Annotated in this window: 26 protein-coding genes and 1 pseudogene; 21 read left to right on the top strand and 6 right to left on the bottom strand. The window is 56.4% G+C overall.

Annotation, left to right across the window (positions count from 1 at the left end; genetic code table 11):
- The first annotated feature begins 7 nt into the window (after positions 1–7).
- From ACTG2W_RS10125 to tapY2, 6 genes are read left to right on the top strand one after another with little or no spacing between them, the layout of a single operon-like run.
- Positions 8–412 carry a type IV pilin protein gene (locus ACTG2W_RS10125; RefSeq protein WP_019445575.1) on the top strand — a complete coding sequence of 135 codons (405 nt, stop codon included), beginning with the start codon at positions 8–10 and terminating at the stop codon, positions 410–412.
- A gap of 2 nt (positions 413–414) precedes the next feature.
- Positions 415–981, top strand: coding sequence for a type IV pilus modification protein PilV (gene pilV / locus ACTG2W_RS10120; RefSeq protein WP_106843894.1), 567 nt, complete (start codon positions 415–417; stop codon positions 979–981).
- On the top strand, positions 978–1,961 hold the full coding sequence (tppC, locus tag ACTG2W_RS10115) for a type IVa pilus pseudopilin TppC (protein ID WP_106843895.1): 984 nt from the start codon (positions 978–980) through the stop codon (positions 1,959–1,961). The genes pilV and tppC overlap by 4 nt, the downstream gene beginning before the upstream one ends.
- On the top strand, positions 1,961–2,398 hold the full coding sequence (tppD, locus tag ACTG2W_RS10110) for a type IVa pilus pseudopilin TppD (protein WP_021230970.1): 438 nt from the start codon (positions 1,961–1,963) through the stop codon (positions 2,396–2,398). Before tppC ends, tppD begins: the two co-directional genes overlap by 1 nt.
- A gap of 11 nt (positions 2,399–2,409) precedes the next feature.
- On the top strand, positions 2,410–6,021 hold the full coding sequence (locus ACTG2W_RS10105) for a pilus assembly protein (RefSeq protein ID WP_106843896.1): 3,612 nt from the start codon (positions 2,410–2,412) through the stop codon (positions 6,019–6,021).
- Positions 6,018–6,293, top strand: coding sequence for a type IVa secretion system protein TapY2 (tapY2, locus tag ACTG2W_RS10100; protein WP_064337341.1), 276 nt, complete (start codon positions 6,018–6,020; stop codon positions 6,291–6,293). Before ACTG2W_RS10105 ends, tapY2 begins: the two co-directional genes overlap by 4 nt.
- A gap of 3 nt (positions 6,294–6,296) precedes the next feature.
- Here the strand turns inward: tapY2 and ACTG2W_RS10095 are convergent, their stop codons facing one another.
- Positions 6,297–6,794 carry a GspH/FimT family pseudopilin gene (locus ACTG2W_RS10095; protein ID WP_064337340.1) on the bottom strand — a complete coding sequence of 166 codons (498 nt, stop codon included), beginning with the start codon at positions 6,792–6,794 and terminating at the stop codon, positions 6,297–6,299.
- A gap of 146 nt (positions 6,795–6,940) precedes the next feature.
- Here ACTG2W_RS10095 and ACTG2W_RS10090 point away from each other — a divergent pair, with 146 nt between their 5' ends.
- Genes ACTG2W_RS10090 through luxS form a run of 4 tightly spaced genes read left to right on the top strand, consistent with a single transcriptional unit; the run spans position 6,941 to position 10,092 of the window.
- A complete protein-coding gene (locus ACTG2W_RS10090; RefSeq protein ID WP_106843897.1) occupies positions 6,941–8,563 on the top strand; it encodes an NAD+ synthase in 1,623 nt (540 codons plus the stop codon).
- Between the two features lie 9 nt (positions 8,564–8,572).
- Positions 8,573–8,911 carry a nitrogen regulatory protein P-II gene (glnB, locus tag ACTG2W_RS10085; RefSeq protein WP_005308848.1) on the top strand — a complete coding sequence of 113 codons (339 nt, stop codon included), beginning with the start codon at positions 8,573–8,575 and terminating at the stop codon, positions 8,909–8,911.
- A gap of 59 nt (positions 8,912–8,970) precedes the next feature.
- Entirely contained in the window at positions 8,971–9,564 is a 594-nt protein-coding gene (locus ACTG2W_RS10080; protein WP_272939160.1) for a transglycosylase SLT domain-containing protein, read from the top strand.
- A gap of 18 nt (positions 9,565–9,582) precedes the next feature.
- Entirely contained in the window at positions 9,583–10,092 is a 510-nt protein-coding gene (gene luxS, locus ACTG2W_RS10075; protein WP_005340462.1) for an S-ribosylhomocysteine lyase, read from the top strand.
- Positions 10,093–10,417: 325 nt separating this feature from the next.
- Here luxS and tppF read toward each other — a convergent pair whose 3' ends face one another.
- On the bottom strand, positions 10,418–11,035 hold the full coding sequence (gene tppF / locus ACTG2W_RS10070; protein ID WP_106843899.1) for a type IVa pilus pseudopilin TppF: 618 nt from the start codon (positions 11,033–11,035) through the stop codon (positions 10,418–10,420).
- 41 nt (positions 11,036–11,076) lie between these two features.
- Between tppF and ACTG2W_RS10065 the strand changes: the two genes are divergently transcribed.
- The 7 genes and pseudogenes from ACTG2W_RS10065 (at position 11,077) to deoD (ending at position 18,294) form a co-directional block, all read left to right on the top strand.
- Positions 11,077–11,850: a TatD family hydrolase gene (locus ACTG2W_RS10065; protein WP_106843900.1), complete on the top strand. Its 774-nt coding sequence runs from the start codon at positions 11,077–11,079 to the stop codon at positions 11,848–11,850.
- A 222-nt stretch (positions 11,851–12,072) separates the two neighbouring features.
- Positions 12,073–13,344: a NupC/NupG family nucleoside CNT transporter gene (locus ACTG2W_RS10060; RefSeq protein WP_440016184.1), complete on the top strand. Its 1,272-nt coding sequence runs from the start codon at positions 12,073–12,075 to the stop codon at positions 13,342–13,344.
- 125 nt (positions 13,345–13,469) lie between these two features.
- The gene (locus ACTG2W_RS10055; protein WP_005340467.1) at positions 13,470–13,640 is read left to right on the top strand and encodes a XapX domain-containing protein; all 171 of its coding nucleotides are present in this window, start codon (positions 13,470–13,472) and stop codon (positions 13,638–13,640) included.
- A gap of 424 nt (positions 13,641–14,064) precedes the next feature.
- Positions 14,065–14,837, top strand: a pseudogene (gene deoC, locus ACTG2W_RS10050) (deoxyribose-phosphate aldolase).
- 109 nt (positions 14,838–14,946) lie between these two features.
- A complete protein-coding gene (deoA, locus tag ACTG2W_RS10045; protein WP_005341327.1) occupies positions 14,947–16,278 on the top strand; it encodes a thymidine phosphorylase in 1,332 nt (443 codons plus the stop codon).
- A gap of 14 nt (positions 16,279–16,292) precedes the next feature.
- Positions 16,293–17,501 (top strand): phosphopentomutase, encoded by a 1,209-nt coding sequence (locus ACTG2W_RS10040; RefSeq protein WP_021230981.1) that lies wholly within the window; start codon positions 16,293–16,295, stop codon positions 17,499–17,501.
- A 76-nt stretch (positions 17,502–17,577) separates the two neighbouring features.
- On the top strand, positions 17,578–18,294 hold the full coding sequence (deoD, locus tag ACTG2W_RS10035) for a purine-nucleoside phosphorylase (RefSeq protein WP_005340471.1): 717 nt from the start codon (positions 17,578–17,580) through the stop codon (positions 18,292–18,294).
- Between the two features lie 67 nt (positions 18,295–18,361).
- Here deoD and ACTG2W_RS10030 read toward each other — a convergent pair whose 3' ends face one another.
- The gene (locus ACTG2W_RS10030) at positions 18,362–18,982 is read right to left on the bottom strand and encodes an AhpA/YtjB family protein (protein ID WP_106843902.1); all 621 of its coding nucleotides are present in this window, start codon (positions 18,980–18,982) and stop codon (positions 18,362–18,364) included.
- Positions 18,983–19,103: 121 nt separating this feature from the next.
- Between ACTG2W_RS10030 and serB the strand changes: the two genes are divergently transcribed.
- Both serB and ACTG2W_RS10020 read left to right on the top strand, forming a co-directional pair.
- The gene (serB, locus tag ACTG2W_RS10025; RefSeq protein ID WP_106843903.1) at positions 19,104–20,114 is read left to right on the top strand and encodes a phosphoserine phosphatase SerB; all 1,011 of its coding nucleotides are present in this window, start codon (positions 19,104–19,106) and stop codon (positions 20,112–20,114) included.
- A 28-nt stretch (positions 20,115–20,142) separates the two neighbouring features.
- Positions 20,143–21,048: an alpha/beta hydrolase family protein gene (locus tag ACTG2W_RS10020; RefSeq protein ID WP_106843904.1), complete on the top strand. Its 906-nt coding sequence runs from the start codon at positions 20,143–20,145 to the stop codon at positions 21,046–21,048.
- A gap of 54 nt (positions 21,049–21,102) precedes the next feature.
- Here ACTG2W_RS10020 and ACTG2W_RS10015 read toward each other — a convergent pair whose 3' ends face one another.
- On the bottom strand, positions 21,103–23,481 hold the full coding sequence (locus tag ACTG2W_RS10015) for a PilZ domain-containing protein (protein WP_106843905.1): 2,379 nt from the start codon (positions 23,479–23,481) through the stop codon (positions 21,103–21,105).
- Positions 23,482–23,581: 100 nt separating this feature from the next.
- Between ACTG2W_RS10015 and radA the strand changes: the two genes are divergently transcribed.
- Positions 23,582–24,949, top strand: a complete 1,368-nt coding sequence (gene radA, locus ACTG2W_RS10010) for a DNA repair protein RadA (protein WP_005340481.1) — start codon at positions 23,582–23,584, stop codon at positions 24,947–24,949.
- 81 nt (positions 24,950–25,030) lie between these two features.
- On the opposite strand, the gene ACTG2W_RS10005 is transcribed toward radA, so the two are convergent.
- Complete coding sequence (locus ACTG2W_RS10005) at positions 25,031–25,411, bottom strand: PilZ domain-containing protein (protein ID WP_042063002.1); 381 nt, start codon at positions 25,409–25,411, stop codon at positions 25,031–25,033.
- A gap of 100 nt (positions 25,412–25,511) precedes the next feature.
- The gene (locus ACTG2W_RS10000) at positions 25,512–25,994 is read right to left on the bottom strand and encodes an Rsd/AlgQ family anti-sigma factor (protein WP_005348975.1); all 483 of its coding nucleotides are present in this window, start codon (positions 25,992–25,994) and stop codon (positions 25,512–25,514) included.
- Positions 25,995–26,331: 337 nt separating this feature from the next.
- Here ACTG2W_RS10000 and hupA point away from each other — a divergent pair, with 337 nt between their 5' ends.
- On the top strand, positions 26,332–26,604 hold the full coding sequence (hupA, locus tag ACTG2W_RS09995) for a nucleoid-associated protein HU-alpha (protein WP_005340484.1): 273 nt from the start codon (positions 26,332–26,334) through the stop codon (positions 26,602–26,604).
- Positions 26,605–26,675: the final 71 nt, after the last annotated feature.

Genomic DNA, 26,675 nt, shown 5'->3' with positions numbered 1-26,675 from the left:
ATGGGATATGATTGGATACTTTCGTGGCTTTTCTCTTATTGAGTTGATGATTGTCATCGCCATCGTGGCGATTCTTGGCACCATCGCTTATCCCGCCTATCAGCAATATGTACTGACCAGTCATCGTGTCGAAGCCAAGAGCATGCTGTTGAATGCGGCCAATCGGCAAGAAACCTATTTTATGGATTTCAATCAGTATGCATCCTCTGCTGCTGCTCTTGGTATCAGTAGTGCATCTGAGAATGGCCTGTATCAATTATCTATTGCCGTATCAGGCAACACCTACACCTTGTCAGCCAGTGCTGGTGCGACGACGGCCCAAGCCAAAGATACCGATTGCACGGTGTTTTCCATTAATCAGTTGGGTGTCAAAAGTGCTTCCGGTGCAGCTAGCAATAGCTGTTGGGAATAGCCATGGCCATTCATGTTTCATCACATGAGAGAGGATTCAGCCTGCTGGAGGTGATGATAGCTGCAGTAGTGTTGTCATTTGGCTTGCTGGGACTGGTTGCTATGCAGGCTCAGTCGAAGTTTTCCGGATATGAAGCCCGACAACGAACAATTGCCAGCTGGTTGGCTAACGATATGGTCGAAAGGCTCAGAGTCAACCGTGGAGCCTGGGAGTCGCAAGCTAACAATACCTGGATTGTCAGCGCCGGAACTTCATCATTGCCAGCCTGCGCTAATGAAAATGGCACTATGAGCAGCTGTAGCGATGCTCAGTTACGGGATCTCGATCTTTATTATTGGCGACAGTCATTAATTGGAAGTGCTGCTTCGGGGGCCGGAGCAACATTACAAAATCCCACCGGCTGTATTATCAAGGGAGCCAGTAATGCATTGACGGTCTCAATTTTTTGGGCTGGACGTGAATCATCTCATGATGGGGCAAATGGCGTTGCGTCAACGATTACGACGGCATGTGGAATTGCAGGTGTTGATTTAACGAGGCGTCAGTTCGTTCTGATGACGACGCTATGAAACATCATGGATTTACGCTGGTTGAATGGCTCATCACAATGGTGATTGGTGTTTTTCTACTCGGTGGGGTGATGAGTATTTTTGTGGCCTCCCGCGCAACCACCAATGAGTCCTTCGATCAGAGTGAGCTGCTCGAAAATGGTCGAATTGCCATGCGTCTCATCACTCAGGATTTACGCTGGGCCGGGTTTTGGGGGGATTTCACGGGGGGGGCTCTGATTGCGGGTGATGAGCTCACTTTGTCTGCTGATGCTACCGTGACAAATGACTGTCTGGATGAGAGAAATGAAGGGAGTCTACCCTCCAACCTTTTTCCAGTACGCCCGCTGTGGGTTACTCATATCAGTGCTGCAGGCACCATGAGTGGTTTTGCCTGTATCTCATCTTCTACTCGCGTTGCTGGCTCGGATGTTATCAGTATCAAGCGCCTGATTGGCAATCCGGTGACAGGAGGACTAGATGCCAATCGTTTCTATATGGCCACCAATACTCAACAGGCTCATTTATTCAGAGGTAATGAGACTGCGCCTTCCGAGGCGGCCATGCCGATGCGTCAGATTTGGGAGTACCAGCATCATGTCTATTACCTCTCGCCTAATGGTCGTGGTGGTTTTGAACTGCGCAAGCGTATCCTCACTGCTGATGGCGGTTCTTGGTTGATATCTGGGGCTTTGGTTGATGGTATTGAACGCATGGTGCTGTTGTTTGGGGTCGATACCAGCAATGTGCCGGATGGTCGTGTAGACAAGTTTTCCGCCATAGATGCAGTCACCTCGCAAGAGTGGGGCGAGGGGCGGGTCATCGCAGTCCGTGTTTTTTTGCTTGTGCGCTCGCTGCAGGCATCCAGTCGCTATACCAACAACAATGTCTATCAACTGGGAGATATCAGCGTGGCTGGCAATGGGGATGGGTTTCGACGCTTGTTGCTGGAAAGTACTGTGGTACTGCGTAATCCCATGGTGATGGCGGGAGGTGGGTAGTGAAGCATTCACGTGGCGTGGCATTGATCGTGGCGCTGGTGATTCTGGCCCCTTTGACTTTGATTGCCGTGGTGTTGATGCAATCTGGGGGCATGGATTTACGTGCTAGTGGAGCGGCGGCAGCGTTACAGCAAGTCGAACACAGAGTAGAGGGCATCATAGGTGGCGCCATGCAGCAAGCAGGGCTTGCTACCCAGATTGCTCAGATGCCTTCGGTTTCGACGGCAACATCAACAGTGAGTGGCTCTATGGGTAACGCCACCATGCAATATAGAAGTGAAACAGTGTGCAAGCGCCGATTTGACGCGACCAGCAAGAACGTCATACCAGCCTGCCGTTATGTAGAGCTCGAGGCAAGCCAAGCGTACGGAAAACAGGGGCGTCCTATGACGTGGACGGTTGGAGTCGAACAGCCATTGTTAAAGACGGCTGAATAGGAGCGACAGCGATGTTACATCATGGAAAACTGTGGCTGATGGCCCTGTGTGCACTTAGTGTGCCAGCTGTTGCCAGCGATGCTTACTCGGATGATACCGAACTGTTCATCTATGACTTTTCGAAAGCGGGAGATTATCGGCCCAAGGTGCTGATCATTTTCGACAACTCTGGCAGTATGGCCGAAACCATGGAGCTGGAGCGGGAAAAGTATAATCCTGCCACTGTCTATCCAGCGCTGAGCCGGGATCCTGATACCAGTAATTCGCGTAATTATATCTATTACTCGACCGATGGTTCTGTGCCCGCCATCAATAGTTATCAGCGTTTTCGCGACAGCATCAATGCTTGCGCCTCATCAAAGCCCCCCCTAAGCACGGTCGGTTATTTTCAGTCCCAAGTCTGGACGTATGTCTATTCAAGTTATCGCAATGGATTACCTCGTCAGGGGGATTGGGAGACCATCTCTGGCAAGTACGAAGATGACATCACCATTGTCGACTGCAAGCAGGATATTCAGAACCGCAATCCTGCCAATCCTTTCAACGGAACGCTGGTGGTGGGGGCGGTCGGCGATGGTTATCCGGTCGACAAAACCAGCAACACTCGCGGCGAGTGGTATTACACAGCTAATGCGAATAATGCCACATCGGGTAGCAATACCAGTGTAACTCTCTACACTGCCAACTATATCCGCTGGTATTACGGGCCGACGGGTTATGCCGTTGAATCACGCTTGCGTATCGCCAAGGATGCGGTCAAGTCGGTGATCTCCTCCACTCCTGGGGTTGATTTCGGCTTGGCCATATTCAATACCAACAATAGTACCAGCACCAATGGTGGCAGAGTGGTACGCCGCATCCTCAGTAACGACGATATTGTCGGCACCATTACTGCCGAACAGGACTTGCTCAATACTGTGGAAGACCTGTCGGCTACGACCAATACGCCATTATGTGAAACCCTCTATGAAGCCTACCGTTTCTATGGAGGGCAATCTGTACTTTATGGCAAGCAAGGTGGTACGCGGGACAAGCTTGCTGAAGAGCCGGAAGGTACTTACACCTCGCCTTATGACAAATGTTCAAATAATGGCTATGTCATCTATGTCACTGATGGAGCGCCTACCAGCGATACGGCTGCTGACAGTGCAGTAAAGGCGTTGACGGATTCGCTAAGTGCAGATGAACGGGCTGCCTACGGCTCAACAGTGGGATATGGTTCCGGCACCTCCAAGAGCTATCTGGCCGCGATGGCTGGTTACATGAAGAACAAGGATGTAAATACTTCATCGCCCGGCAAGCAGACTGTTACCACGTTTACCGTGGGATTTGGTGATGACGCGATCTCTGGGGCGGGCAATCTGCTGGCAGAAACGGCGAGACGTGGAGGTGGCCAATATTACCCTGCGGTCAGTGCTGAAGCGCTCACACAGGCGTTGCGATCTTCCCTGTTAGCCATTTTGCGGATAAACACCTCTCTGGTGTCGCCAGCTATCACCACTAACAACTTTGACCGGACTCGCAGCCTCGATAATATCTATTACGCCATGTTCGAGCCTGATACCGGGCCGCGCTGGAAGGGTAACCTGAAGAAGCTGGTTTTGTCTGGTGATGGGTATGTGGCAGATGTTAACGGTTTGCCCGCCATCAAGGTAGATGGTTCCATTCTGGATCAGGCTCAGACCTACTGGTCATCGGAACGGGATGGCAATCTGGTTGCCAAGGGCGGTGTGCAGTCCATGCTGGCAGAGAAGACCAATCGCAATATTTATGTGATCAATACGGTTGCATCGCCCAAGCGATTGGACGCTTTTAACAAAGCCAATTTGGTGTCGATCGCAGGCTCTGCCGACAATTTGGCCAGCTACATGCGGTTAGCCAGTGCCACCGAGCTTGACGGACAGATCGACTGGACAAAAGGTGTCGATGTGGACGATGAAGATTATGATGCCAGTACCACCATTCGGCCATACATAGTGGGAGACCCCCTGCACTCTCGTCCATTGGTGGTCAATTATGGTTGCTCCATTGCTTCAGGCCAGAGTACCTGTACCCCTGATTTGCGGATCCTTATGGGAACCAATGCTGGTTTCCTGCATATGTTCAAAGATCTCGGTAGTACGGTTGATGAAAGCTGGGCCATGATCCCCTATGAACTGTTGCCCAGGCAAGAAGCTCTACGTCTCAATGCCGAGTCTGGCGATCATATCTACGGTGTTGATGCTTCACCGGTTGCGTTGATCAAGGATGCCAACAGGAATGGTGTTATCAAGGCATCCGAGGGAGACTTTGTCTGGCTGCTTTTCGGTTTGCGAGGGGGTGGTAGTAGCTACTATGCACTCGATATTACCAATCCAGATGCCCCCAGCTTGAAATGGACGATCAATAGTCAGACTGCGGGCTTCTCATTACTGGGGGAAACCTGGTCAGTACCGGAGGTGGCTTATATTCCTTGGGATGCTCCTCCGAGCAACAAGCGATTGGTGATGGTTTTTTCCGGTGGTTACGATGCCAATAAGAGTAAAGTCGGGATAGGTAGCTCTGACAGCAAGGGTATGGGCGTCTACATGGTCGATGCCGATAGTGGTGCTCTTGTGTTCAGCGCAACACCTGGAGCTGGCTCCAGTACCAACAAGCAGGTGACTGCGATGGTTGATAGCATGCCGGGGTCAGTTTCCACTCTAGACAGTGATGGTGATGGGAAAACTGACCGAATTTATGCTGGTGATACAGGCGGCAATATCTGGCGCCTGGATATGCCTTCAACCAGTACTAGCTCCTGGAGTATTTTCAAGTTTGCCAGTCTTGGGTCTGATGATGTACAGGCTAATGACCGCCGCTTTTTCACTCAGCCTGTATTGGTACGTACTATAAACAAGCAAGTGACCAAGACGGTAATTAGTGGCGAAGATTATTTCTCGTTCAAAGATAGGCCATTCGATGCAGTGTTGATTGGTTCTGGTGATCGAAACCGCCCATCGTCCGAGTCTACCGTGCAAAACGCCTATTTTATGTTGCGTGACTACGGGGTAGTTACCAAGAGTTATAACACTGCTGCTCCAGCCCCTATCACGATGACGGACTTGTATGACGTATCGGTGGATCCTCTGGCTGGTGTCACGGACACCAATGACCTGCTTAGTTTGAGAGCTGCCATTACCAGTAAATTGGGTTGGAAATATTGGCTAGCCGAGTCAGGAGAGAAGTCGATGGGGTCTGGGGTTGTGCTGCAAGGCAAGCTCTATTTCACCTCTTTTTTGCCGCAGGTTCAGTCATTCGAGGAGTGTACGATCCAGTCGATAGGCGCCATGCGGCAGTATATGGTCGACATGCATTACGGTACCTCTTTCAAATATGTGGTGGATCAGGATGGTAATGAAATCCCGGAACGCTATGTGGAAGTAAATAACAAGGTGGCCGATGATCTGGTGATCCATGCTGGTGATGATTCAAAGATCCGGATTATTGGTGGTGCCCCGGGTGAAGAGGTGATTCTCAAAGACGAAGGAGAAGGGGTTCCTGAGCGTTGTACCGGCGAGGGGGAGTGTTCGGAAGGTGCGGAGGAGGCTGAAATGGATATGACGCCCAAGAAAATATACCTGTATGAGGATGAGCCACAATGAAAATGATCCTCTGGCTGATGGCGTTGTCAAATGCGGCCAATGTCTATGCTGTCGTGGATAGAAAATGCTATGTCGAGTTGGCAAATGATACCTATGTCGTTATTCAGGGAACGATAAAGGATAGCCAGAGTGCTGAAATCGTCTTTCAAAAGAAAGGGTTTGAACTGAATGGGCAACTCCTGATGGTGAAGAGAGTTATCGAGTGTCAGTCAACCGAACAGCCATTTAATCTTGAGGCTGCGCAACGGCAAGAGAAACTGCAGCCAAGATAGTGGTCAAGGGCAAATGCTGGTGGTTTCGGATTTACTGCTGCGACCTGATGCTGCGATTACAACATCAACTCTGGGTTCTTCGCTGATGCAGACCCTTACGGTCATATTGGTACCTAGGCTGGTTCCATCAGCGGCAAACAAGACTCGTGGTCTGGTTGAACTGATGGTGGCATCAGGAGTAAAAGCTGGTGTGCGTGCGAGTTCTACTTCCCCTTCGCCCAGCTCGGCATTACCGTCATCATCGATGAAAACCAATAATTGAACCGGATCCTGTTCAACACACTCGTTATTGTTGTTTATTAGGCATGCGGTGACGGTTTGCTGGTCACTGATAGCTTGGGTGCGGGCAAAGCGCAGGAGCTTAATCAACCGCTCGCTTTCATAGTTAGCCGTGCTGTCTTTGAGCAGAGAGCCTAAAGAAGGAATACCAATCCCCAAGAGAATGACGCCCAGTGCAATGGCTATCATCAACTCCATCAGGGTAAATCCGGCGTTTTTCATATCTGCGAAGGCCTGTCGTTCCGTGACTATCTACAGCTTATCCTTCTCACTGGTTGCTGTCACACGGTTACGCCTGTCTTGAACTGGCAGATTGCCCCCCTTTTCTTTATCATTCCCCATCATTTTCGAATTCAAGATGCATCGCCATGGCAAAAGCCCTCTCTCTGATGCTTGCCCAGTTGAATCTGACGGTAGGCGCCATCGAAGATAACACTGACAAAGTGCTCGCTGCGGCAGCTCAAGCCGAACAGCAAGGTGCCGATCTGCTGGTCTGCTCCGAGCTGGCCCTGACCGGCTATCCACCGGAAGATCTGCTGCTGCGCGCCGATCTGATGATCCGGGTCGAAGCCGCGTTGGCTCGTGTAGCCGAATGGCAGGGCAACTGTGCCATTTTGGTGGGTCACCCTTGGCGTGAAGGAGAGGCGCTCTACAACGCTGCCTCCCTCTATGAGCACGGCAAGCTGATTGCCCGTTACTTCAAGCAGGACTTGCCCAACTACGGGGTATTCGACGAGAAGCGCTACTTCACCGCCGCGACCGAAACTTGTGTGGTGCCGTTCCGTGGTCACAATCTGGGGCTGCTCATCTGCGAAGATCTGTGGCAGCCTGGCCCGGCGCTGGCCGCCAAGGCGGCAGGGGCCGAGCTGCTGCTCACCATCAATGCGTCGCCATACGATCAGGAGAAACCCTGGATCCGCCGCGAGCTGATGGCGGAGCGCTGCGATCAGACCGGTCTGCCGCTGGTCTACCTCAATCAGGTGTGCGGTCAGGACGAGCTGATTTTCGACGGCTGCTCCAAGGTGTTCAGCAGCCAGGGCGAGTTGACTCACAAGCTGGCCCCGTTTGCCGAAGAGCTGGCGCTAGTACGTTTTGCTGATGGCCAGCCGGTGAAGGAGCGGGAACCCGCTGCGCCGCTGGAGCCGTTGGCCGAGACCTATCAGGCGCTGGTGCTGGCGGTGCGCGACTATGTCACCAAGAACGGCTTTCACGGCGCTGTGCTGGGTCTATCCGGTGGTATCGACTCGGCGCTGACGCTGGCCATTGCGGCCGATGCCATCGGTGCCGACAAGGTGCAGGCGGTGATGATGCCGTTCCGCTACACCGCCCAGATGAGTGTGGAAGATGCCAAGGAGCAGGCCGAGCGGATGGGGGTTGAGTTCAACATCATCTCCATCGAGCCGATGTTCGAAGGGTTTATGACCCAGCTGGCGCCGCTGTTTGAAGGCACCGCTCGCGATACGACCGAAGAGAACCTGCAGGCCCGCTGCCGCGGCGTGCTGCTGATGGCGCTCTCTAACAAGCGTCGTCGTATCGTGCTGACCACCGGTAACAAGAGCGAGATGGCGGTCGGCTATGCCACTCTGTACGGTGACATGGCCGGTGGCTTCGACGTGCTGAAAGATGTGCCCAAGACGCTGGTATTCAAGTTGTGCGAATATCGCAACTCGGTGGACTATGTGATCCCGCAGCGGGTTATCGACCGTCCTCCTTCAGCGGAGCTGGCGCCGGATCAGGTGGATCAGGACAGCCTGCCGCCATACGACATCTTGGATGCCATCCTCAAGCGTTACGTGGAAGAGGATGCCTCGGTCGCCGACATGGTGGCAGAAGGGTTCGAGGAAGCGGTGGTGCGCAAGGTGATCCGGCTGGTGGATCTCAACGAATACAAGCGCCGTCAGGCGGCGGTCGGGCCCCGCATTACGGCTCGCAACTTTGGTAAGGATCGCCGTTACCCCATTACATCCGGGTTCGGCAAACAGAACTGGTAAGGAGTCACCATGAAGAAGATTGAAGCCATCATCAAACCGTTCAAGCTGGACGATGTGCGCGAGGCCCTGGCCGAGATCGGCATCAACGGCATGACCGTATCCGAAGTCAAAGGCTTCGGCCGCCAGAAGGGCCATACCGAGCTCTATCGCGGCGCCGAATATATGGTCGACTTCCTGCCGAAAGTGAAGGTGGAGCTGGTGGTGCAGGACGAGGATCTCGATGCCTGTCTGGAAGCGATCCAGAATACCGCTCGCACCGGCAAGATTGGTGATGGCAAGATCTTCGTCTGTGAGGTGGAGCGTGTCATTCGTATCCGTACCGGCGAAGAGAACGAAGACGCGATCTGACCTTGGCTATCTCTTTACCTGACCAGAGGTGCGAAGTGCGGCCTCATTTGATGGGGGGGATGCGTTTTGTGGTTGTGGCCAGCCTGTTGGCGGGCCTGACTGCTTGCAGTAGCCGTCCACCGGCTCAGCCGGAGAATCTGTGCCAGATCTTTCGCGAGAAGCCGGACTGGCACAAGGCCGCGCTCAAGATGAACGAGAAGTGGGGGACGCCGATCCATGTGGTGATGGCCATGATGTATCAGGAGTCCTCTTACGTACATGATGCCCAGCCGCCGATGCAGTATTTCCTCTTCATCCCGACCGGGCGGGCCAGTTCGGCTTATGGTTATGCTCAGGTCAAAGATGAAACCTGGGCGGATTACCAGCGAGAAACCGGCAACAGCTGGAGTGACCGCGATGATTTTTCCGACGCCATCGATTTTATGGGTTGGTACACTAACAAAGCCCAGCGGCTCAATGGCACCTCCAAGTGGGATGCCTATGGCCAGTACCTCAACTATCACGAAGGGTGGGGTGGCTACCGGCGTGGCAGCTATCGCAGCAAGGGGTGGTTGATGAAGACCTCTCGCAAGGTAGAGGCTCGCGCCCAGCGCTACGGCGCCCAGTACCGTCAATGCAAGGATCAGCTCTCCCGTGGGGGCTGGTTCTGGTAACCAAATCAGGAGTCAAAAATGCCGTTATTGGACAGTTTTACCGTTGACCACACCCGTATGGAGGCGCCAGCGGTGCGTGTGGCCAAGACCATGCAGACCCCGAACAAGGACACTATTACCGTGTTCGACCTGCGTTTCTGCGTACCGAATCAGGAGATCCTCTCCGAGCGCGGTATCCATACGCTGGAGCACCTGTTCGCCGGTTTTATGCGTGATCACCTGAACGGCAATGGCGTGGAGATCATCGACATCTCTCCTATGGGTTGCCGTACCGGCTTCTACATGAGCCTGATCGGCGCGCCGGACGAAGCCCGTGTTGGCGCCGCCTGGCAAGCTGCCATGAGCGACGTGCTGACCGTGCAGGATCAGGCCAAGATCCCCGAGCTGAACGAGTATCAGTGCGGTACCTACAGCATGCACTCGCTGGAAGAGGCGCACGCCATCGCCCGTCATGTGCTGGAGCGCGGTATCGGCGTCAACCACAACGACGAGCTGGCCCTGCCGGAAGAGAAGCTGAAGAGTCTGTGAGGCTGATGAGCTGTCGCTCATCGGATAACCTCTTCAGGGAATGTTAAAAGAGCCGGTCAGCCATGCTGACCGGCTCTTTTTTATTCCGCCTGATCGCGGTTATGGGGATGACTTGCTCCCCTTGCCGACTCTGATTAGGATGGTTTTTGACCTGAACCTGTTGGCGGAGGTGTGACGATGAAGGGGATATTGCTGCGTTGGCTGGCCCGTTACGATGCATGGTGTGAGGAGTGGGGGCTCACTCAGGAGAACCGGCGCTGCTGCACGCCGGTTCGTTATGATGATGATTCAAGCAAAGAGCGAGCTTGCGCAGAAGAGGCTGAGCTCAATCAAAATTGCGGGTCACGGCGCCGGTAACGCTGTTGTACTCGAAGCCGAGGCCGTTTTCATACTCTGAGTCAGCCGGGAAGCGACCCATCGAGTCGCGCAGGATATAGCGGCAGTTATCGTGGTGTAGTCCATTTTCAACCTGGCTGGGGATTTCAATTATTTGCGAGTAATAATCAGCTTTTTCCTCTAATTTCTTTGAGACTGTTTGGTCTGTGTCGAGGAGTGCCTCGAATAGGAGTTTGCAGTCGTTTATGCTGCTTACTGATATTTGCTCGCTAGTTCCTCCTGTAAAAATGACATCAGTTCCTTGTATGTTGTAGTCTTCTTCTGTCCCCACAGGCCAGCCGTAGTGGTTGATATCCAGATCTTTCTTGCCCATCCCACTGAAGTTATACAGTGCGAGGTCTTGTCCCTGAACTTTCACCGCCCAGCCAGCATGAGCCAGCTGAACTGCACTGGCAAAGCTGCCTGCGGTCGCCGAAACCGTGCTTTTCAGGGCATCATCCTTGATATTGATAAAGCGGGGCAGGGCGGTGACGGCCAGGATCCCCAGCACTATGATCACCAGCACCAGTTCAATCAGGGTAAAGCCGTTGTTTCTGTTGTTCATCATGTTCAATGACCCATTAAATACCGCAAACAGGTGTGAGTGATATGCAGCTGATAGATACCCATTGCCATCTCGACTTTCCGGTGTTCGACCAGGACAGGGAGGCGCTGCTGGCCCGTTGTCGGGCATTAGGGGTGACGGAGTATATCATTCCTGCCATCGCAGAGGATAACTGGACTCGTGTGATGGCACTGGCAGAGCAACATGACGGCCTCTTTTATGGTCTGGGCATTCATCCCTGGTATGCCGGTGAACAGCGGGAGGGGGTGATGGAGCGGTTGAGAACGCTGGTGATGAGCCAGCCTGCCGGGCTGGTGGCCATTGGCGAGTGCGGGCTGGACCTCCGTTCTCACGTGCCGCAGGAGGGGCAGCTTGCGCTGTTTGAGGCTCAGATCCGGCTGGCTGCCGATGTCGGGCTTCCCCTGATGATCCACTCGGTGCGTGCCAATGACACTGTGGCCAAGCTGTTGCGCCGTTTCAAGCCGCCTCGTGGCGGGGTGATCCATGCTTTCAGCGGTTCGTTGCAGCAGGCGGAGGCTTTCTGGCAACTAGGCTTTCGACTCGGGGTGGGCGGGGTAATCAGTTTTGAGCGGGCGAACAAGACGCGAGAGGTATTTCGGGCTATGCCGCTCGAGGCTTTGGTGCTGGAAACCGATTCGCCAGATATGCCGTTGCAAGGCGCACAAGGCACCCGGAATACCCCGGAAGCGCTGCCGAAAATAGCGGAAATATTGATGACCTTGCGGGATGAACCATCGGCAGATGTTGCCGAGGTGTTATTTGAAACTGCCCGGCATATTTTCCATCACGACCAATAGCCATGAAACAAATTCGCAACACCTGATTTAGTTGTCAGGAAAAAAAATGAGCGTAAAAATCGTTTGCTGTCTAATTTTGTGACACTTGGACATTTTGATAACGATAAAATGTGACCAGCATTCTATTTTATCGGACTTTAATTAGTATAATGCGCTCCCCTTGATTAGTTGGGTTTAATAACAACTCGCTAACAAGTCAGGTGCTACTAGAGGAAGATAATAATGAATTTGTTCATGGGTCTGGTAGGGATGGCGACGCTCGTCCTTATCGCGGTGCTGTTCTCCAGCAATCGCAAGGCAATCAACGTCCGTACCGTTGTCGGTGCGTTCGCAATTCAAGCCGGTCTGGGGGCGTTTGTTCTCTATGTTCCGGTTGGTCGCGATATCCTGGTCGGCGTGTACGCGGTATCCAGCGTGATCAGCTACGGCCAGAACGGGATCGACTTCCTGTTTGGCGGTCTGGTCAGCAACAAGATGTTTGAAGTGTTCGGTGGCGGCGGCTTTGTCTTTGCCTTCCGTGTTCTGCCGGTCATCATCTTCTTCTCTTCCCTGATTGCAGTGCTCTACTACCTGGGCATCATGCAGATGGTCATCAAGTTGCTGGGCGGCGGTCTGCAGAAAGTACTGGGTACTTCCCGCACCGAATCCCTCTCTGCAACTGCCAACATCTTCGTCGGTCAGACCGAAGCGCCGCTGGTGGTTCGTCCTTACATCGCCAAGATGACTGACTCCGAGCTGTTCGCCGTCATGTGTGGTGGTCTGGCTTCCGTTGCCGGTTCCGTACTGGCCGGTTACGCCTCCATGGGCGTGAAGATGGAGTACCTGATTGCTGCCTCCTTCATGGCTGCACCGGGTGGTCTGCTGTTCGCCAAGCTGCTGGTTCCCGAGACCGAGACCCCGAACTACGACGAAAGCTCTGCCGATGCCGAGCTGGATGACAAGCCTGCCAACGTCATTGACGCTGCTGCTGCTGGCGCTTCTGCCGGTATGCAACTGGCCCTGAACGTCGGCGCCATGCTGCTGGCCTTCATCGGTCTGATCGCCATGATCAACGGCATCTTCTCCGGTGTGGGTGGCTGGTTCGGTTATCCGCAACTCTCTCTGGAACTGCTGCTGGGCTGGATCTTCTCCCCGCTGGCCTTCCTGATCGGTGTGCCCTGGAATGAAGCAGTGGTTGCTGGTTCCTTCATCGGTCAGAAGCTGGTAGTGAACGAGTTCGTGGCTTACCTGAACTTCGCTCCGTACCTGAAAGACGAAGTGCTGATCAACGGTGTAGCCATGTCCGATCACACCAAGGCGATCATCTCCTTCGCGCTGTGTGGTTTTGCCAACCTCTCCTCTGTTGCCATCCTGCTGGGTGGTCTGGGGTCCATGGCGCCGAACCGCCGCGGCACCATTGCACGCTTTGGTCTGAAAGCCGTACTGGCAGGCTCTCTGTCCAACCTGATGTCTGCAACCATCGCAGGCTTCTTCCTGGCACTGTCCGGCATGTAATCGCCGCCTGACTGACAGGGTATAAACACGAACGCCACGGCATCTGCCGTGGCGTTCGCGTATGGAGCGGTGACAACCGTTTTCCTATCTAAACTAATAATAAAATGAGTCAAATCGGAGGTTATATGAATGAAGTGCTACTGGCGATGGTGGCCGGCTTTATAGTTGGTTTGTTGTTTTCTTTCCTCAAATTGCCGATCCCGGCGCCTCCCGTTTTGTCCGGGGTAATGGGGATCGTCGGGGTCTATCTGGGGGGATTGGCCTACTCCTGGATCCTGACTCGTTTCTTTTCGTAAGGCTTTTTTAGACCTGGATTTGCCAGATGTGAGGTACCTCTGAAATTGGCAAATCCGGCTTGCAAACAGGGGGTATCTCGGCTGAAATAGGCGTTGCCAGCAGGGTGCTGGCAATGACTAATGCTCGATGAAATCGGGTGTTGGCGGTCAAATGGAATTGATTGGGAAGTCGGGTCAGATGTTGTCGGCCTTTCTCAAGTCTTCATGGAACCAAGTCCGCACTTTTGTAAGAAAGTGACAGGGCTCTTGCCTTATTTACAGTCGCAGTGCCTGCAGGGTGTTTTGAATAGCATCCCGATAGTGCCGGTGCCTTCGCACTGTAATTCCATTCCCGTATAGCTGGGGATTACTGCCTGTGCATCCATCGCTGGATGGTATGGTGGTGCCCAGTTATCTGGATTAAATCGAGACTTTGGAGAACAGAATGACTGATCTGAAAGTGGCCGCTCAGCGCGCCCTGAACCTGATGGACCTGACCACCCTGAACGATGACGACACCGATCTGAAGGTGATCGACCTGTGCCATAAGGCCAAGTCACCGGCTGGCCTGACCGCCGCCGTCTGCATCTACCCCCGTTTTATCCCTATCGCTCGCAAGACCCTGCGTGAATCGGCGCTGCCGACGTACGCATTGCGACCGTGACCAACTTCCCGCACGGCAACGACGACATCGAGATCGCCGTGGCCGAGACCCGTGCCGCTGTCGCCTACGGTGCCGACGAAGTGGACGTGGTGTTCCCGTACCGCGCCTTCATGGCTGGTAATGAACAGATCGGTTTTGATCTGGTCAAAGCCTGTAAAGAGGCCTGCGGTGCCAACGTGCTGCTGAAAGTGATCATCGAAACCGGCGAGCTGAAAGAAGAGGCGCTGATCCGTCGCGCTTCCGAGATCTGTATCGATGCCGGTGCCGATTTCATCAAGACCTCCACCGGCAAGGTGCCGGTCAATGCGACCCTGGAAGCGGCGCGGATCATGATGGAAGTGATCAAGGCCAAGAACCCGAAAGTCGGCTTCAAGCCTGCTGGTGGCGTGAAAGACGCAGCCGTTGCCGGTCAGTATCTGGCCATGGCCGAAGAGATCCTCGGCAACGACTGGGTGTCCGCCCGTACCTTCCGCTTTGGTGCATCCAGCCTGCTGGCCAGTCTGCTGGCCACTCTGGGGCATGGCGACAAGCCGGCCAACACCAGCGGTTACTAATAGGTTGATGAGAGGGCGGACTGCTGTCCGCCCTGTTAGCCCCCACCATGCGGTGTGCGGGCAAGGATTCAGGCTTGTGTAACGCCAGCAATGGCGGAGGGAATGAAAGATGTTTTTGCCTCAAGAAATTATTCGCAAGAAGCGCAACGGTGAAGCGCTCAGTACCCAAGAAATTCAATTCTTCGTTCAGGGCATTACCAATAACACCATCGGCGAGGGGCAGATCGCCGCGCTGGCGATGGCGGTCTACTTCAAAGACATGACCATGGATGAGCGGGTTGCCCTGACCTGCGCCATGCGCGACTCCGGCATGGTGCTGACCTGGGATCACCTCAATCTGGGTGGCCCGATTGTCGACAAACACTCCACCGGCGGTGTGGGTGACGTTGTCTCCCTGATGCTTGGCCCGATGGTCGCTGCCTGCGGCGGTTTCGTGCCGATGATCTCCGGCCGTGGTCTGGGCCACACCGGCGGTACCCTCGACAAGCTGGACGCCATTCCCGGCTACCAGACCTCGGTCGACAACGATCGTTTCCTGAAAGTGGTGAAAGAGGCGGGTGTCGCCATCATCGGCCAGACCGGCGATCTTGCCCCGGCTGACAAGCGTATCTATGCAGTACGGGACATCACCGCCACCGTCGAATCCATCGCCATGATCACCGGCTCCATCCTCTCCAAGAAGCTCGCCTCCGGGCTCGAAGCGCTGGTGATGGATGTGAAAGTGGGCTCCGGCGCCTTTATGCCGACCTTCGAAGCCTCCGAAGAGCTGGCCAAGAGCATAGTCGCCGTGGCCAACGGCGCCGGCTGCCGCACCTCTGCGCTCTTGACCGATATGAACCAGGTGCTGGCCTCCAGCGCCGGTAACGCGGTGGAAGTGCGTGAAGCGGTGCGTTACCTGACCGGTGAATACCGCAATCCGCGCATCCACGAAGTGACCATGGCGCTGTGCGCCGAGATGCTGATCTCTGCAGGCTTGGCCAGCGACGAGCGCGATGCCCGCGCCAAGCTGCAGGCGGTGCTGGATAACGGCAAGGCGGCCGAGATCTTCGGTCGCATGGTGACAGGTCTCGGTGGCCCGGCCGATTTTATGGAGCGTTACGACGCTTACCTGCCCAAGGCAGCCATCGTACGCCCGGTCTTCGCGGCCAACAGCGGTTTCGTAACCGCCATGGATACCCGCGAACTGGGTCTGGCTGTGGTCGCCATGGGCGGTGGTCGGCGCGCTGCCGGTGACAAACTTGATTATGCGGTCGGTCTGACCGACTTTATCCGCCTGGGTCAAAGCGTCGATGCTGACAAGCCGATCGCGATGATCCACGCTCAGACTGAAGAGCAATATGCTCAGGCTGCCAGCATGGTGCAGGCGGCTGTCCGGATTGGTGGCGAGCGGCCGGAGGCACTGCCTGAAGTGTACCGCCGTATCACCCTGGCCGATTTGTAACAAGGGGAAGACCCATGAAACGTACCTTTATTCTGATGATGGACTCTTTCGGTATTGGCGCTGCTGCCGACGCCGACAAGTTCGGAGATGTGGGTGCCAACACCCTTGGCCATATCGCCAAGGCGTGTGCGGCAGGTGAAATTGAAGGCCGTGGCGCCCTCAATCTACCCAACCTCAACAAGCTGGGCCTGGGCCACGCTTGCGAGCAGGCTTCCGGCTACTTCCCGGAAGGGCTGAAAAAAGATATCGAGGTGGTCGGTGCCTACGGCTTTGCGCAGGAGCTCTCCTCCGGCAAGGACACCCCGTCCGGTCACTGGGAGATCGCCGGTGTGCCCGTGCTGTTCGAATGGGGCTACTTCAAGGATCACCACAACAGCTTCCCGCAGGAGCTGCTGGACGCCATCGTCGAGAAGGCTGGTCTGCCGGGCTATCTCGGTAACTGCCACGCCTCCGGTACCCAGGTGCTGGACGATCTGGGCGAAGAGCACATGAAGACCGGCAAGCCGATCCTCTACACCTCTGCCGACTCCGTGTTCCAGATTGCCTGCCACGAAGAGACCTATGGCCTCGAGAAGCTCTATGAGCTGTGCCACATCGTGCGTGAGCTGCTGGAGCCCTACAACATCGGCCGCGTGATTGCGCGTCCGTTCGTGGGTACTGGCAAGGGCAACTTCAAGCGTACCGGCAACCGTCACGACTACTCAGTGCTGCCGCCGGCGCCGACCGTGCTGGATTACATGAAAGATGCGGGCGGTCAGGTAGTCTCCATCGGCAAGATTGCCGACATCTATGCCCAGCAGGGCATCACCAAGCAGGTGAAAGGGACCGGTCTGACCGAGTTGTGGGATCGCACGCTGGAAGAGGTGAAAGCGGCCGGTGACAACACCATCGTCTTCACCAACTTTGTCGACTTCGACTCCTCCTACGGCCATCGCCGTGATGTTGCCGGTTATGCCGGTGCGCTGGAGTATTTCGATTCCCGTCTGCCGGAGCTGTTTGAGCTGCTGCAGGATGGCGACGTGGTGGTGCTGACTGCCGACCACGGCTGCGACCCGACTTGGGGTGGCACCGACCACACCCGCGAATACATTCCTGTGCTGTTCTTCGGCAAGCCGGTCAAGGCTGGCTCCGTCGGTCGTCGCGAGACCTTTGCCGATATCGGCCAGAGCATCGCGGCTTACCATGGCCTGCCGAAACTGGCGTACGGTACCAGCTTCCTGTAATTTACCCGCCCGCCACTTCGGCGGCGGGCAATTTATAAAACAATAAAACTCAACCTAGTGTGAAGGAATCAAGAGAATGGCAACTCCTCATATCAATGCGAAAGATGGCGCCTTTGCTGATACCGTGCTGATGCCGGGCGACCCCCTGCGCGCCAAGTACATCGCTGAAACTTTCCTGGAGAACGTCGAGCAGATCTGCGACGTGCGCAACATGTTCGGCTTTACCGGTACCTACAAGGGCCGTCGTATTTCCGTCATGGGTCACGGCATGGGTATCCCGTCCTGCTCCATCTACGCAAAAGAGCTGATCACCGATTACGGTGTGAAGACCCTGATCCGTGTGGGCTCCTGTGGCGCCGTGCGTGAAGACGTGAAACTGCGTGACGTGGTGATCGGTATGGGTGCCTGCACCGACTCCAAAGTAAACCGCCTGCGCTTCAAGGATCACGACTTCGCTGCCATCGCCGACTTCGACCTGGTTGCCAACGCTGTACAGGCCGCCAAGAACAAGGGCGTTGCCGTGCGTGTGGGTAACATCTTCTCCGCCGACCTGTTCTACACCCCGGACCCCTCCATGTTCGACGTCATGGAAAAATACGGCATCCTGGGTGTCGAGATGGAAGCCGCCGGTATCTACGGCGTGGCCGCAGAGTACGGTGCCAAGGCGCTGACCATCTGCACCGTCTCCGACCATATCCGTACCGGTGAGCAGACCACCTCTGAAGAGCGTCAGCTGACCTTCAACGACATGATCGAAATCGCACTGGATTCCGTCCTGCTGGGCGACAAGTAATTCCCTTGCGAATAAGAAACGGCGGCCTTCTGGCCGCCGTTTTTGTATCTGCTTTCTGGTTGCGCCATCAGTTTTCCGGAGGTGGCGAGGGGGGCGTACTCTTTTTCTTGTGCTTGCGCACCCGCATGTAGTTGCGGCGCACGCCGTAGGAGATGAGCACTCCGGCCAGCAGGGCGACCAGCAGCATCAGCCGCTGTTTCTCCTGCACCACCTTGAGCCGGGTGTCCTTGTCTGCCAGCATCCGCTGCTCTTCCAGGGTGATGCGCAGGAAGCCGATGGTCTGCTCGCCATCCCGGATCTCCTGCACGAACTGGATCCGCCCCTTGCCCTGCTCCGGCAGCGACTTGTTATCGCTGCCGATGGGCAGCAGGCTCTCCAGCGGCACCGCCTGCTCAGATTGGGCGAGGGGAATGCCGCGTCCGTCGTAGAGGGTGGCATCGAGGATCTCCGGCTCCGCCGCCAGATCCCGCGCCAGACGCTCCAGCTCGCTGCTCTTCTCCTCCTTGATCCAGCGCTTCATGTCGCGGGAGGCATAGGCGACCAGCGCCTGTGCCCGGTTGCGCGCTTCGCTGTGCAGCGAGGCCTGGCTTTCACCCTGCATATGAATGAGCACACCGAGCACCCAGCATCCGAGCAGGATACCGGCACCCAGGCTGAGAACACGTTTGATGGGAAGATGACGCTGCAAGCGCGAGACCTCATGGTAACAAGGAGTGGCGGGATCTTGGCGCTTGCCTGTACAAAAAGCAATACGCTACTCTGGGCCAGCATTGTTAACCCCCCTGATCACCAAGGAAGGCGTATCCCTTATGTTGTTGTCCCGGCTCCCCCCTCTGTTATCCGATTGGCCCGCGTTGTTGTCCGGCTCACCCTGTTGGCAGCTCAGCGCAGATGCGTTGCAACCGACAGAGACTCCGCAGGCTGGCGGCTGGTTGGTGCTGTTTGGCAAGGGACTGGGCGCCTCCCATCTGGCGCGTCTGTCGTCACTGTTGGCTGTACAGGAGTTGGCGGCCACCCTCTATCCTCCCACCGAGGTGGCGGGCGTGCCGTTGCTGCTGCTTGGCTGCGATCGCTTCTCTTCCGAGCTGGTGGCCGAGCTCAAGAGCGGTGAGTGGGAGATCGATCTCTGCCATCTGCCCGCCCTGCCGACCCTGAACGAGCCCGGCCTGCTGGTGATGGACATGGACTCCACCGCGATCCGCATCGAGTGTATCGACGAGATTGCCCGGCTTGCCGGGGTTGGCGAGCAGGTGGCGGCAGTGACGGCCGCAGCCATGCAGGGCAAGCTGGAGTTTGCCGACAGCCTGCGCAATCGGGTGGCCCTGCTGGCAGGCGCGCCGGTCACCATTCTCGACGAGGTGGCGGCATGGATGCCCTGGATGCCGGGCTTGCAGCTGATGGTCGATACCCTCAAACAGGCGGGGTGGCGTGTTGCCATCGCCTCCGGCGGTTTTACCCGTTTTGCTGGCCAGTTACAGCGCGAGCTGGGGCTCGATGCCATCTTCGCCAACGAGCTGGCGGTGGAGGGGGGCCAGCTGACCGGCAAGGTGAGTGGGCGCATCGTTGATGCCAGCGTCAAGGCCGAGGTGTTGCAGCAGCTTGCTCAGGAGTACGGCATTGCTGCCGACCAGACCGTGGCCATCGGCGATGGTGCCAACGATCTCAAGATGATGGGGGTCGCGGGTCTTGGCATTGCCATTCACGCCAAACCACTGGTGCGGGCGCAGGCGGCGGCCACCCTCAATCATCACGATCTGGAGGGGGTGGTCTGCCTGCTGGCGGCGCGGGCCTGCAGCGAGCAACGCTGGGACAAGCGCTGACAGTGTTTCAAGGAGGAAACCAATAAAAATGGAATTGTTGCAGCAGTCTCTGTTTATCCCCTGTGGTGGCCATCAATTGCATGTTCGCCACATCAAACCCCGGGTCGCCGTGCATGGAGAGCCGATCCTGATGGCGCATGGCGCCATCGAGAACGGGCGGATCTTCTATACCGAATCGGGCAAGGGGCTGGCCTGCTTTCTGGCCCGCCATGGCTATCAGGTTTATGTGGCTGATTTGCGGGGGCGGGGGCTCAGTACTCCTGCCATCGCCGAGCAGGCAGAGCACGGCCAGCATGAGCTGATTACCGAGGATCTGCCCGCCCTGCACCGCTGGATTGCCGAGCGTCACCAAGGCTTCAAGGTGCACTGGGTGGCTCACTCCTGGGGCGGCGTCATCATGGCCTCCACGCTGGTGCGCTTTCCCGAACTGGCGGAGCAGGTGGCCAGCCTGCTCTTCTTCGGTACCAAACGCGGCGTGTCGGTGCACAATCCCGAGCGCTGGCTGAAGGTGGATCTGATCTGGAATCGGTTGGCCCCCTGGCTGGCCCGCCGCCGTGGTTTTCTGGCGGCTCGCACTCTGAAGATCGGTGCTGACGACGAGCCGCTGCGCTATCTGCAGGAGACCATCCCCTGGGTCAAGTGCGGCCCCTGGCAGGATCCTCACGACGGTTTTGCCTATGACGAGGCTGCGGCACGGGTCAACTGGCCACCGCTCTGGATGATTTCGGCCAAAGCGGACAAGGTGCTGGGTCACCCGACCGATGTGCGCCGCTTCAGCGACGAGATGGGTTCGGCCACACGTCACACCCGATTGGGGCGGGATAATGGCAACCGCCTCGATTATGACCACATCAATATGCTGACCGCCCCGCAGGCGCAGGAGGATCACTTCCCCCAGATCCTTGACTGGCTGCTCAACCCGCAGGCGGCATGACAAGAAACAGGGCGCATCGTGCGCCCTGTTTCTTGTGGGGGTGTTTCGGGATGTTCAGTTCAGCGGCGGCGTGATGCCAAAGCGGAACAGGGTGGCCCGGGTAGTATCGGTCAGCTCGCCGACACCCACCACGCTCCACAGCTCCTCTTCCAGCTTTTTGGCCTTGTGGATGGCGAACTTGGCGATGTAGTCCAGCTCGTTGGCGATGAAGTTGGTGTCGGGCCGCCCGGTACGGGAGATGCCGACCAGTACCGAGTAAAACTCTCCCTGTTGTTGTGCCAGTTCGATGAACTGACGCTTCTCTTTGACATTGGCAAAGCTGCTGGCCAGTCGGCTGCTGAAGATGGGCAGGCCGGCCTTGGTCTGGATGCTGGCGATATAGACCTCGTCTTCTCTCGGTTTGTCCTCCCGCTCGATGGCACGTAGCGGGTTCATCAGCAGCTCCTTGAGCAGCTCCCCCTGAAACAGCGGGTAGAGGTTCTCCTGCTCCGGCAGCTCGGCACAGGCTTGCAGCAGCCGCTGCAGACTGCGTGGTTGCAGAGACTTGCCGATGGAGGCCGGTTTGGGCGCGCCTTTCAGCTTGTTGACATAGACCGGCGAGTTGAACAGGTGGTGGGTGTAGATGTTGCGCAGTGCCCGCGCCAGCCCACGATAGCGGCGCTGCTCCTGCGCCGCCTTGAGCTTGTTCTGGTTGCTCTCGATCAGCAGGCTGAAGAATTGGCGGCCGGTATGGCGATCCGAATCCCCTTCGATGCAGAGGTGCAGCACGGTGCGGGTCATGTTGAGGCTGACCAGCCGGTAGGAGAGGCGCTGCAAATCCATGCTCTTGGAGAGCTCCTGCAAGCGGGGCAGGGCGATGGTCACCACATCGTTTTTCTCGCCGATAAAGGCATCTTCCAGCTCGATTTGCAGGCCGTGAGTCGAGATGTCGCGGGTCCAGCCGATCCAGGATTTGCCGTTGTGATGGATGGCAACCGCCGTCTTGTGGATGTAGCGCGATTCCTTGCGCAGCTGAACATAGTGCAGGGTCTCGATCTCGAACGGGGCAACCCCCTGTTCGTGACCAAAGCGCTGCAGCTCGTTGGCGTTGTTGCTGACCCCTTCCTGATGGAACTCTTCTCGCTGGGACTCTAGGCCGATCTCCTGCAGCAGGCCGCAATAGCCGATCTGCTTGAGCCGCTCGAGCAGCAGGATGTCTTGTAACTGCGGATTGTCCTGCCCCTGCAGTTGCCCCACATCCGCCTCGACCAGATCGCATGCCTCCAGCGTGAACTTGTAGACACGCCAGCTGGGGCGGCGGGAGCCTACCTGGAAGAAGAGGGCGGTGAGGCCACTCTGGCGCAGCTCCTCGGCGGTGGCGGAGAAGAAGTAGATGTGGCTGCGCACCGTGTGGGTAAAGCAGTAGATGATGGTCTCGGTGGTGGTGCCGGGGGCCGGGCAGAGCCGTTTCATCCGCTCTGCGCTGAAAAGCCCCGCGAGGGCATCGCGGTTTTTCTCATCGCGCCAATACTCCAGCAGGTGCTGGTTGTTTTCCGTACGCAGGGCAATCTCGAGATTGGGGCTGTCGCCAGTGCCGAAGAAGAGCGGCATGCCGGTCATCCGCGGCAGGTAGAACTGCTCATACCCCTTGATGATGGCGGCGGAGAGCAGATAGTCGACACTGACCCGATAGCGGATCTTGTTGGCGTCGATAAAGTCGCTGAGGAAGGCATCAAAGGCGGGCTGTTCGCCGGAGCGCACCAGTCGCAGCCAGTATTTCCCCTCTTTGCTCTCTTCGCCGAGGATCTGATAGCCGACCGGCTGATGCAGCACCGGATTGGGGGTGTCCCGCTCCAGTCCGGTAAAGAAGACCTCTACCTGGGCGCCTGTGTGATAATTCGGCAGATAGGGCACCGAGACCCGCATGCCACCCAGCGAGAGATCGGAACTCTTGGCGAACAGCTTCTCCCCGTCCTGAAACTTGATCAGCACCGGCGAGCTAAAGTGCATCCGCTCCTGACGGCGGCCGTAGTAGCTGGCAAAGGCAATGGTGTTGACATCATATTGCCGGAAGGGGCTGGCCGGCGGCGACAGCTGACCATCCACGCGGGCGTTGTGGTGCTGTTTTTGCCACTGTTGCAGCGCCTCGTAGACACCGAGGGTATAGATATCGCGGTAGAGATAGCACTGGGACTGGAACAGGGCTATCGCATCGGCGGGCATGAAGTGAGTGATGCCGTCGAACTCATGCACCAGGCACTCATCCTCCAGCTCATCGCGCATGTCGATGACCCTGCGGCAGGGGGAGCACTTGCGCTTGAGCTCCATCTTGATCAGAAAACGGCTGTTGCTGTTTTCCTCCTGAGTCATGCGGTTGAAGATCTCCTCGAAATCTTTCTCCCGCAGCAAGGGGACGAGTTGTTCAATCAGATGTTGCTGGTGTTCTGAATCCATTTGTTCCTGCCACGGAAAGTCACTTTTCCGATTCTGGGTTTGATCTGTCGGTCGCAAACAAGTATATCAAGCAGGAATTCATCCTGTCCCCGAGTTATCAATGGCCAAAAATAAAACTGCTTATGTTTGTTCCGAATGTGGTGCCGACTTCACACGCTGGCAAGGTCAATGCAGCGAGTGCAAGGAGTGGAATACCATCACCGAGGTGCGCCTCGGCTCGGTGAGCCCCGCTGGCAAGAGTGCCCGTTACACCGGTTATGCTGGCGCGGTCGGCAGTCAGGTACAGACACTGGCAGAGATCGCCACTACCGAAATTCCCCGTTTTACCTCAGGTTTCAAGGAGCTGGATCGGGTGCTTGGTGGCGGTGTGGTGCCCGGTTCGGCCATTTTGATCGGCGGCAACCCGGGGGCGGGCAAGTCGACCTTGCTGCTGCAGACCATGTGTGGTCTCGCTGAACGGATGAAAACCCTCTATGTCACCGGCGAGGAGTCGCTCCAGCAAGTCGCGATGCGGGCCAACCGCCTTGGGCTACCCACCGACAAGTTGCGGATGCTTTCCGAGACCAGCGTCGAGCAGATCTGCCTGATTGCCCAGCAGGAGCAGCCGCAGATCATGGTGATCGACTCCATTCAGGTGATGCATGTGGCGGATGTGCAATCGTCCCCCGGTTCTGTCTCTCAGGTGCGTGAAGCGGCGGCGCTGCTGACCCGCTACGCCAAACAGAATCATGTGGCCATCTTTATGGTGGGTCATGTGACCAAGGATGGCAGTCTGGCGGGTCCCAAGGTGCTGGAGCACTGCATCGACTGCTCTGTGCTGCTCGATGGTGGCCATGACTCCCGTTTTCGGACTCTGCGTTCCCACAAGAACCGCTTCGGTGCGGTCAACGAGCTGGGGGTCTTTGCCATGACCGAACAGGGGATGCGCGAGGTGAGCAATCCCTCCGCCATCTTCCTCAGCCGGGGGCAGGAGCAGGCGCCCGGTTCCATCGTCATGGTTATCTGGGAGGGCACCCGGCCGCTGCTGGTGGAGCTGCAGGCGCTGGTGGACTACTCCCAGCTCTCCAACCCGCGCAGGGTGGCGGTGGGGATGGATCACAACAGGCTCGCCATGTTGCTGGCGGTGCTGCACCGTCACGGCGGGTTGCAGATGGCGGATCAGGATGTCTTCATCAACGTGGTTGGCGGGGTCAAGGTCGAGGAGACCAGTGCGGATCTGGCGCTGCTGCTGGCGATGGTCTCCAGCTTCCGGGATCAGGCACTGCCCAAGGATCTGGTGGTGTTCGGCGAAGTGGGTCTTTCTGGTGAAATTCGCCCGGTGCCGTCCGGCCAGGAGCGGTTGCAGGAGGCGGCCAAGCACGGTTTCCGCCGTGCCATCGTGCCGCACGCCAATGCCCCCAAGCATCCCATCGAAGGGATGGAAGTGGTGCCGGTCAAGAAGCTGTCTGAGGCACTCGAGGCGCTGTAATCCCTCAGCATTGCAATCGATATAACCGCACAACGAAAAAAGAGCGCCTCGGCGCTCTTTTTTATGGGCTGGAACCTGCCATCAGGGCTGGCTATGTTCCAGATGTTCGCTCAGCAGTTGTTCCAGCTCGCGGTGGAGCAGCTCTTCGTCACCGACGTTGAGCTCGATCATCCGCTTGAGGTGGGTGGCGCTGTCGATATCGATGTGGTGGCAGTAGAAACCCAGCTTCTTGCTGGCTTCGTGGGTCAGCTCGACCTGCATCTTGATTTCGATATCACTACCGCTTAGCACAAAGCTGAGCTGGTACTCCTTGTTGTCACGACTCTCCCAGTCGTCGGGGCGGATCAGCAGGGCTCCCTGCAAGGAGACGTCGACAAGCTGGGTCTGCCACTTCTGTTCCCCCTGGGTGAGTTCTGCCATGGTCAAGTAGAGGATTCGTGCAAAACGGCGGCGCTCAGACATGCTCATCTCCTGTATGCAATAAGTGTGGACGCTAGGGTCATTGCTCTGAGTGTAATCCACCTTGGTTGCCAGTATCTTGAACTTGCTCCGAAAATGGCATTCAGGCTTGCTGGGTACTTAAGGATTCCACCACATGAAGCGCCTTGACCAGGCGGTCTTCCTGTTTGAACCGCTCTTCCAGAACCGGACCCAACTCGTTGAGATCATCATCCAGTAGCAGCAATTGGGCCTCGTCGGCATCACTGTATTTGTCGTTGAACTCGAGGGCGAATTCAGTGCTGTTACGAATATGGGGATAGATGCGCTTGGCCAGCTCCAGTGTTTCGCCGCTGGCTTGCTCGAAGGCGGTGACGACGTGGTGGTAGATCTCGAAATGGCCTGCACTGACATAGTCGACCAGGCGGTCGCAAAACTGATGCAGCTCTTCTGTTTTGGGCAGGCTGCGTTGCTTGGTCCGCGCCGGAGTGAGGCCTGCCAGCTGCATGTATCCAACCAGCAACGCTTGCCTTGCATCCAGCCAGTCGTCGATAGCCTTATGCTTGCCTGCCAGCGCCTGCTTGGTCTGTTCCAGTTTCGTCAACATAATCCCTATCCCTCCGTGGGGCAAAGGCCGGCCGATTGTTCGGTATTCCGAGCCGTCTGAGCAGTGACACAACCTATAACTAGGGAAAATCTGGGCAAGCGTCAATAGCCATGGGGGGATAATGTTAAGTGACGAAGAAATAGTCAGCGGATCGTGTCTGCGTGCTAGCAGGTTTCAGGCCTGCTCACGGTTTTTCGCGTGTGGAATGTGACTATTTCCGCAGATCTTGATGAAAACCCCAGCGTTTGACGCGTTCGGCTCGATAAAGGCTTTGCCTGTGCGTTTTTTTTTGCATAGAGTGACCCAGCGCTAAATGCCCGATCATAAAGGAAATGTTATGAACAAAGCTCAACTTGTCGATGCGATTGCCGCCAAAGCAGATCTGAGCAAAGCTCAGGCCAAAGTGGCTCTGGAAGAGATCATCAATGGTATTACCCAGAGCTTGAAAGAAGGCGATGCTGTGCAACTGGTCGGTTTTGGCACCTTCAAGGTCACCCACCGCGCAGGCCGCACCGGTCGTAACCCGCAAACTGGTAAAGAGATCCAGATTGCTGCTGCCAACGTGCCTTCATTTGTGGCTGGCAAGGCTCTGAAAGACGCCGTCAAGTAAGTCCGAAAGTCTGTTTTGTCCAATGCCAGTCAGCTTGCTGACTGGCATTGTTTTTATGGGATTCTCCCATC

Source organism: Aeromonas sp. 96A, assembly GCF_051919165.1.
In the GTDB taxonomy this organism is placed as follows: domain Bacteria; phylum Pseudomonadota; class Gammaproteobacteria; order Enterobacterales; family Aeromonadaceae; genus Aeromonas; species Aeromonas veronii.
Note: the sequence above shows the minus strand (reverse complement) of the source record. Positions and strands in the feature narration are given on the sequence as shown.

What these genes read in the sequence shown, in the direction of transcription:
- ACTG2W_RS10125 (WP_019445575.1), top strand. Translation starts at nt 8, where the DNA reads ATGATTGGATACTTTCGTGGCTTTTCTCTTATTGAGTTGATGATTGTC.
- pilV (WP_106843894.1), top strand. Translation starts at nt 415, where the DNA reads ATGGCCATTCATGTTTCATCACATGAGAGAGGATTCAGCCTGCTGGAG.
- tppC (WP_106843895.1), top strand. Translation starts at nt 978, where the DNA reads ATGAAACATCATGGATTTACGCTGGTTGAATGGCTCATCACAATGGTG.
- ACTG2W_RS10105 (WP_106843896.1), top strand. Translation starts at nt 2,410, where the DNA reads ATGTTACATCATGGAAAACTGTGGCTGATGGCCCTGTGTGCACTTAGT.
- tapY2 (WP_064337341.1), top strand. Translation starts at nt 6,018, where the DNA reads ATGAAAATGATCCTCTGGCTGATGGCGTTGTCAAATGCGGCCAATGTC.
- ACTG2W_RS10095 (WP_064337340.1), bottom strand. Translation starts at nt 6,794, where the DNA reads ATGAAAAACGCCGGATTTACCCTGATGGAGTTGATGATAGCCATTGCA.
- ACTG2W_RS10090 (WP_106843897.1), top strand. Translation starts at nt 6,941, where the DNA reads ATGGCAAAAGCCCTCTCTCTGATGCTTGCCCAGTTGAATCTGACGGTA.
- glnB (WP_005308848.1), top strand. Translation starts at nt 8,573, where the DNA reads ATGAAGAAGATTGAAGCCATCATCAAACCGTTCAAGCTGGACGATGTG.
- ACTG2W_RS10080 (WP_272939160.1), top strand. Translation starts at nt 8,971, where the DNA reads ATGCGTTTTGTGGTTGTGGCCAGCCTGTTGGCGGGCCTGACTGCTTGC.
- luxS (WP_005340462.1), top strand. Translation starts at nt 9,583, where the DNA reads ATGCCGTTATTGGACAGTTTTACCGTTGACCACACCCGTATGGAGGCG.
- tppF (WP_106843899.1), bottom strand. Translation starts at nt 11,035, where the DNA reads ATGATGAACAACAGAAACAACGGCTTTACCCTGATTGAACTGGTGCTG.
- ACTG2W_RS10065 (WP_106843900.1), top strand. Translation starts at nt 11,077, where the DNA reads ATGCAGCTGATAGATACCCATTGCCATCTCGACTTTCCGGTGTTCGAC.
- ACTG2W_RS10060 (WP_440016184.1), top strand. Translation starts at nt 12,073, where the DNA reads ATGAATTTGTTCATGGGTCTGGTAGGGATGGCGACGCTCGTCCTTATC.
- ACTG2W_RS10055 (WP_005340467.1), top strand. Translation starts at nt 13,470, where the DNA reads ATGAATGAAGTGCTACTGGCGATGGTGGCCGGCTTTATAGTTGGTTTG.
- deoA (WP_005341327.1), top strand. Translation starts at nt 14,947, where the DNA reads ATGTTTTTGCCTCAAGAAATTATTCGCAAGAAGCGCAACGGTGAAGCG.
- ACTG2W_RS10040 (WP_021230981.1), top strand. Translation starts at nt 16,293, where the DNA reads ATGAAACGTACCTTTATTCTGATGATGGACTCTTTCGGTATTGGCGCT.
- deoD (WP_005340471.1), top strand. Translation starts at nt 17,578, where the DNA reads ATGGCAACTCCTCATATCAATGCGAAAGATGGCGCCTTTGCTGATACC.
- serB (WP_106843903.1), top strand. Translation starts at nt 19,104, where the DNA reads ATGTTGTTGTCCCGGCTCCCCCCTCTGTTATCCGATTGGCCCGCGTTG.
- ACTG2W_RS10020 (WP_106843904.1), top strand. Translation starts at nt 20,143, where the DNA reads ATGGAATTGTTGCAGCAGTCTCTGTTTATCCCCTGTGGTGGCCATCAA.
- ACTG2W_RS10015 (WP_106843905.1), bottom strand. Translation starts at nt 23,481, where the DNA reads ATGGATTCAGAACACCAGCAACATCTGATTGAACAACTCGTCCCCTTG.
- radA (WP_005340481.1), top strand. Translation starts at nt 23,582, where the DNA reads ATGGCCAAAAATAAAACTGCTTATGTTTGTTCCGAATGTGGTGCCGAC.
- ACTG2W_RS10005 (WP_042063002.1), bottom strand. Translation starts at nt 25,411, where the DNA reads ATGTCTGAGCGCCGCCGTTTTGCACGAATCCTCTACTTGACCATGGCA.
- ACTG2W_RS10000 (WP_005348975.1), bottom strand. Translation starts at nt 25,994, where the DNA reads ATGTTGACGAAACTGGAACAGACCAAGCAGGCGCTGGCAGGCAAGCAT.
- hupA (WP_005340484.1), top strand. Translation starts at nt 26,332, where the DNA reads ATGAACAAAGCTCAACTTGTCGATGCGATTGCCGCCAAAGCAGATCTG.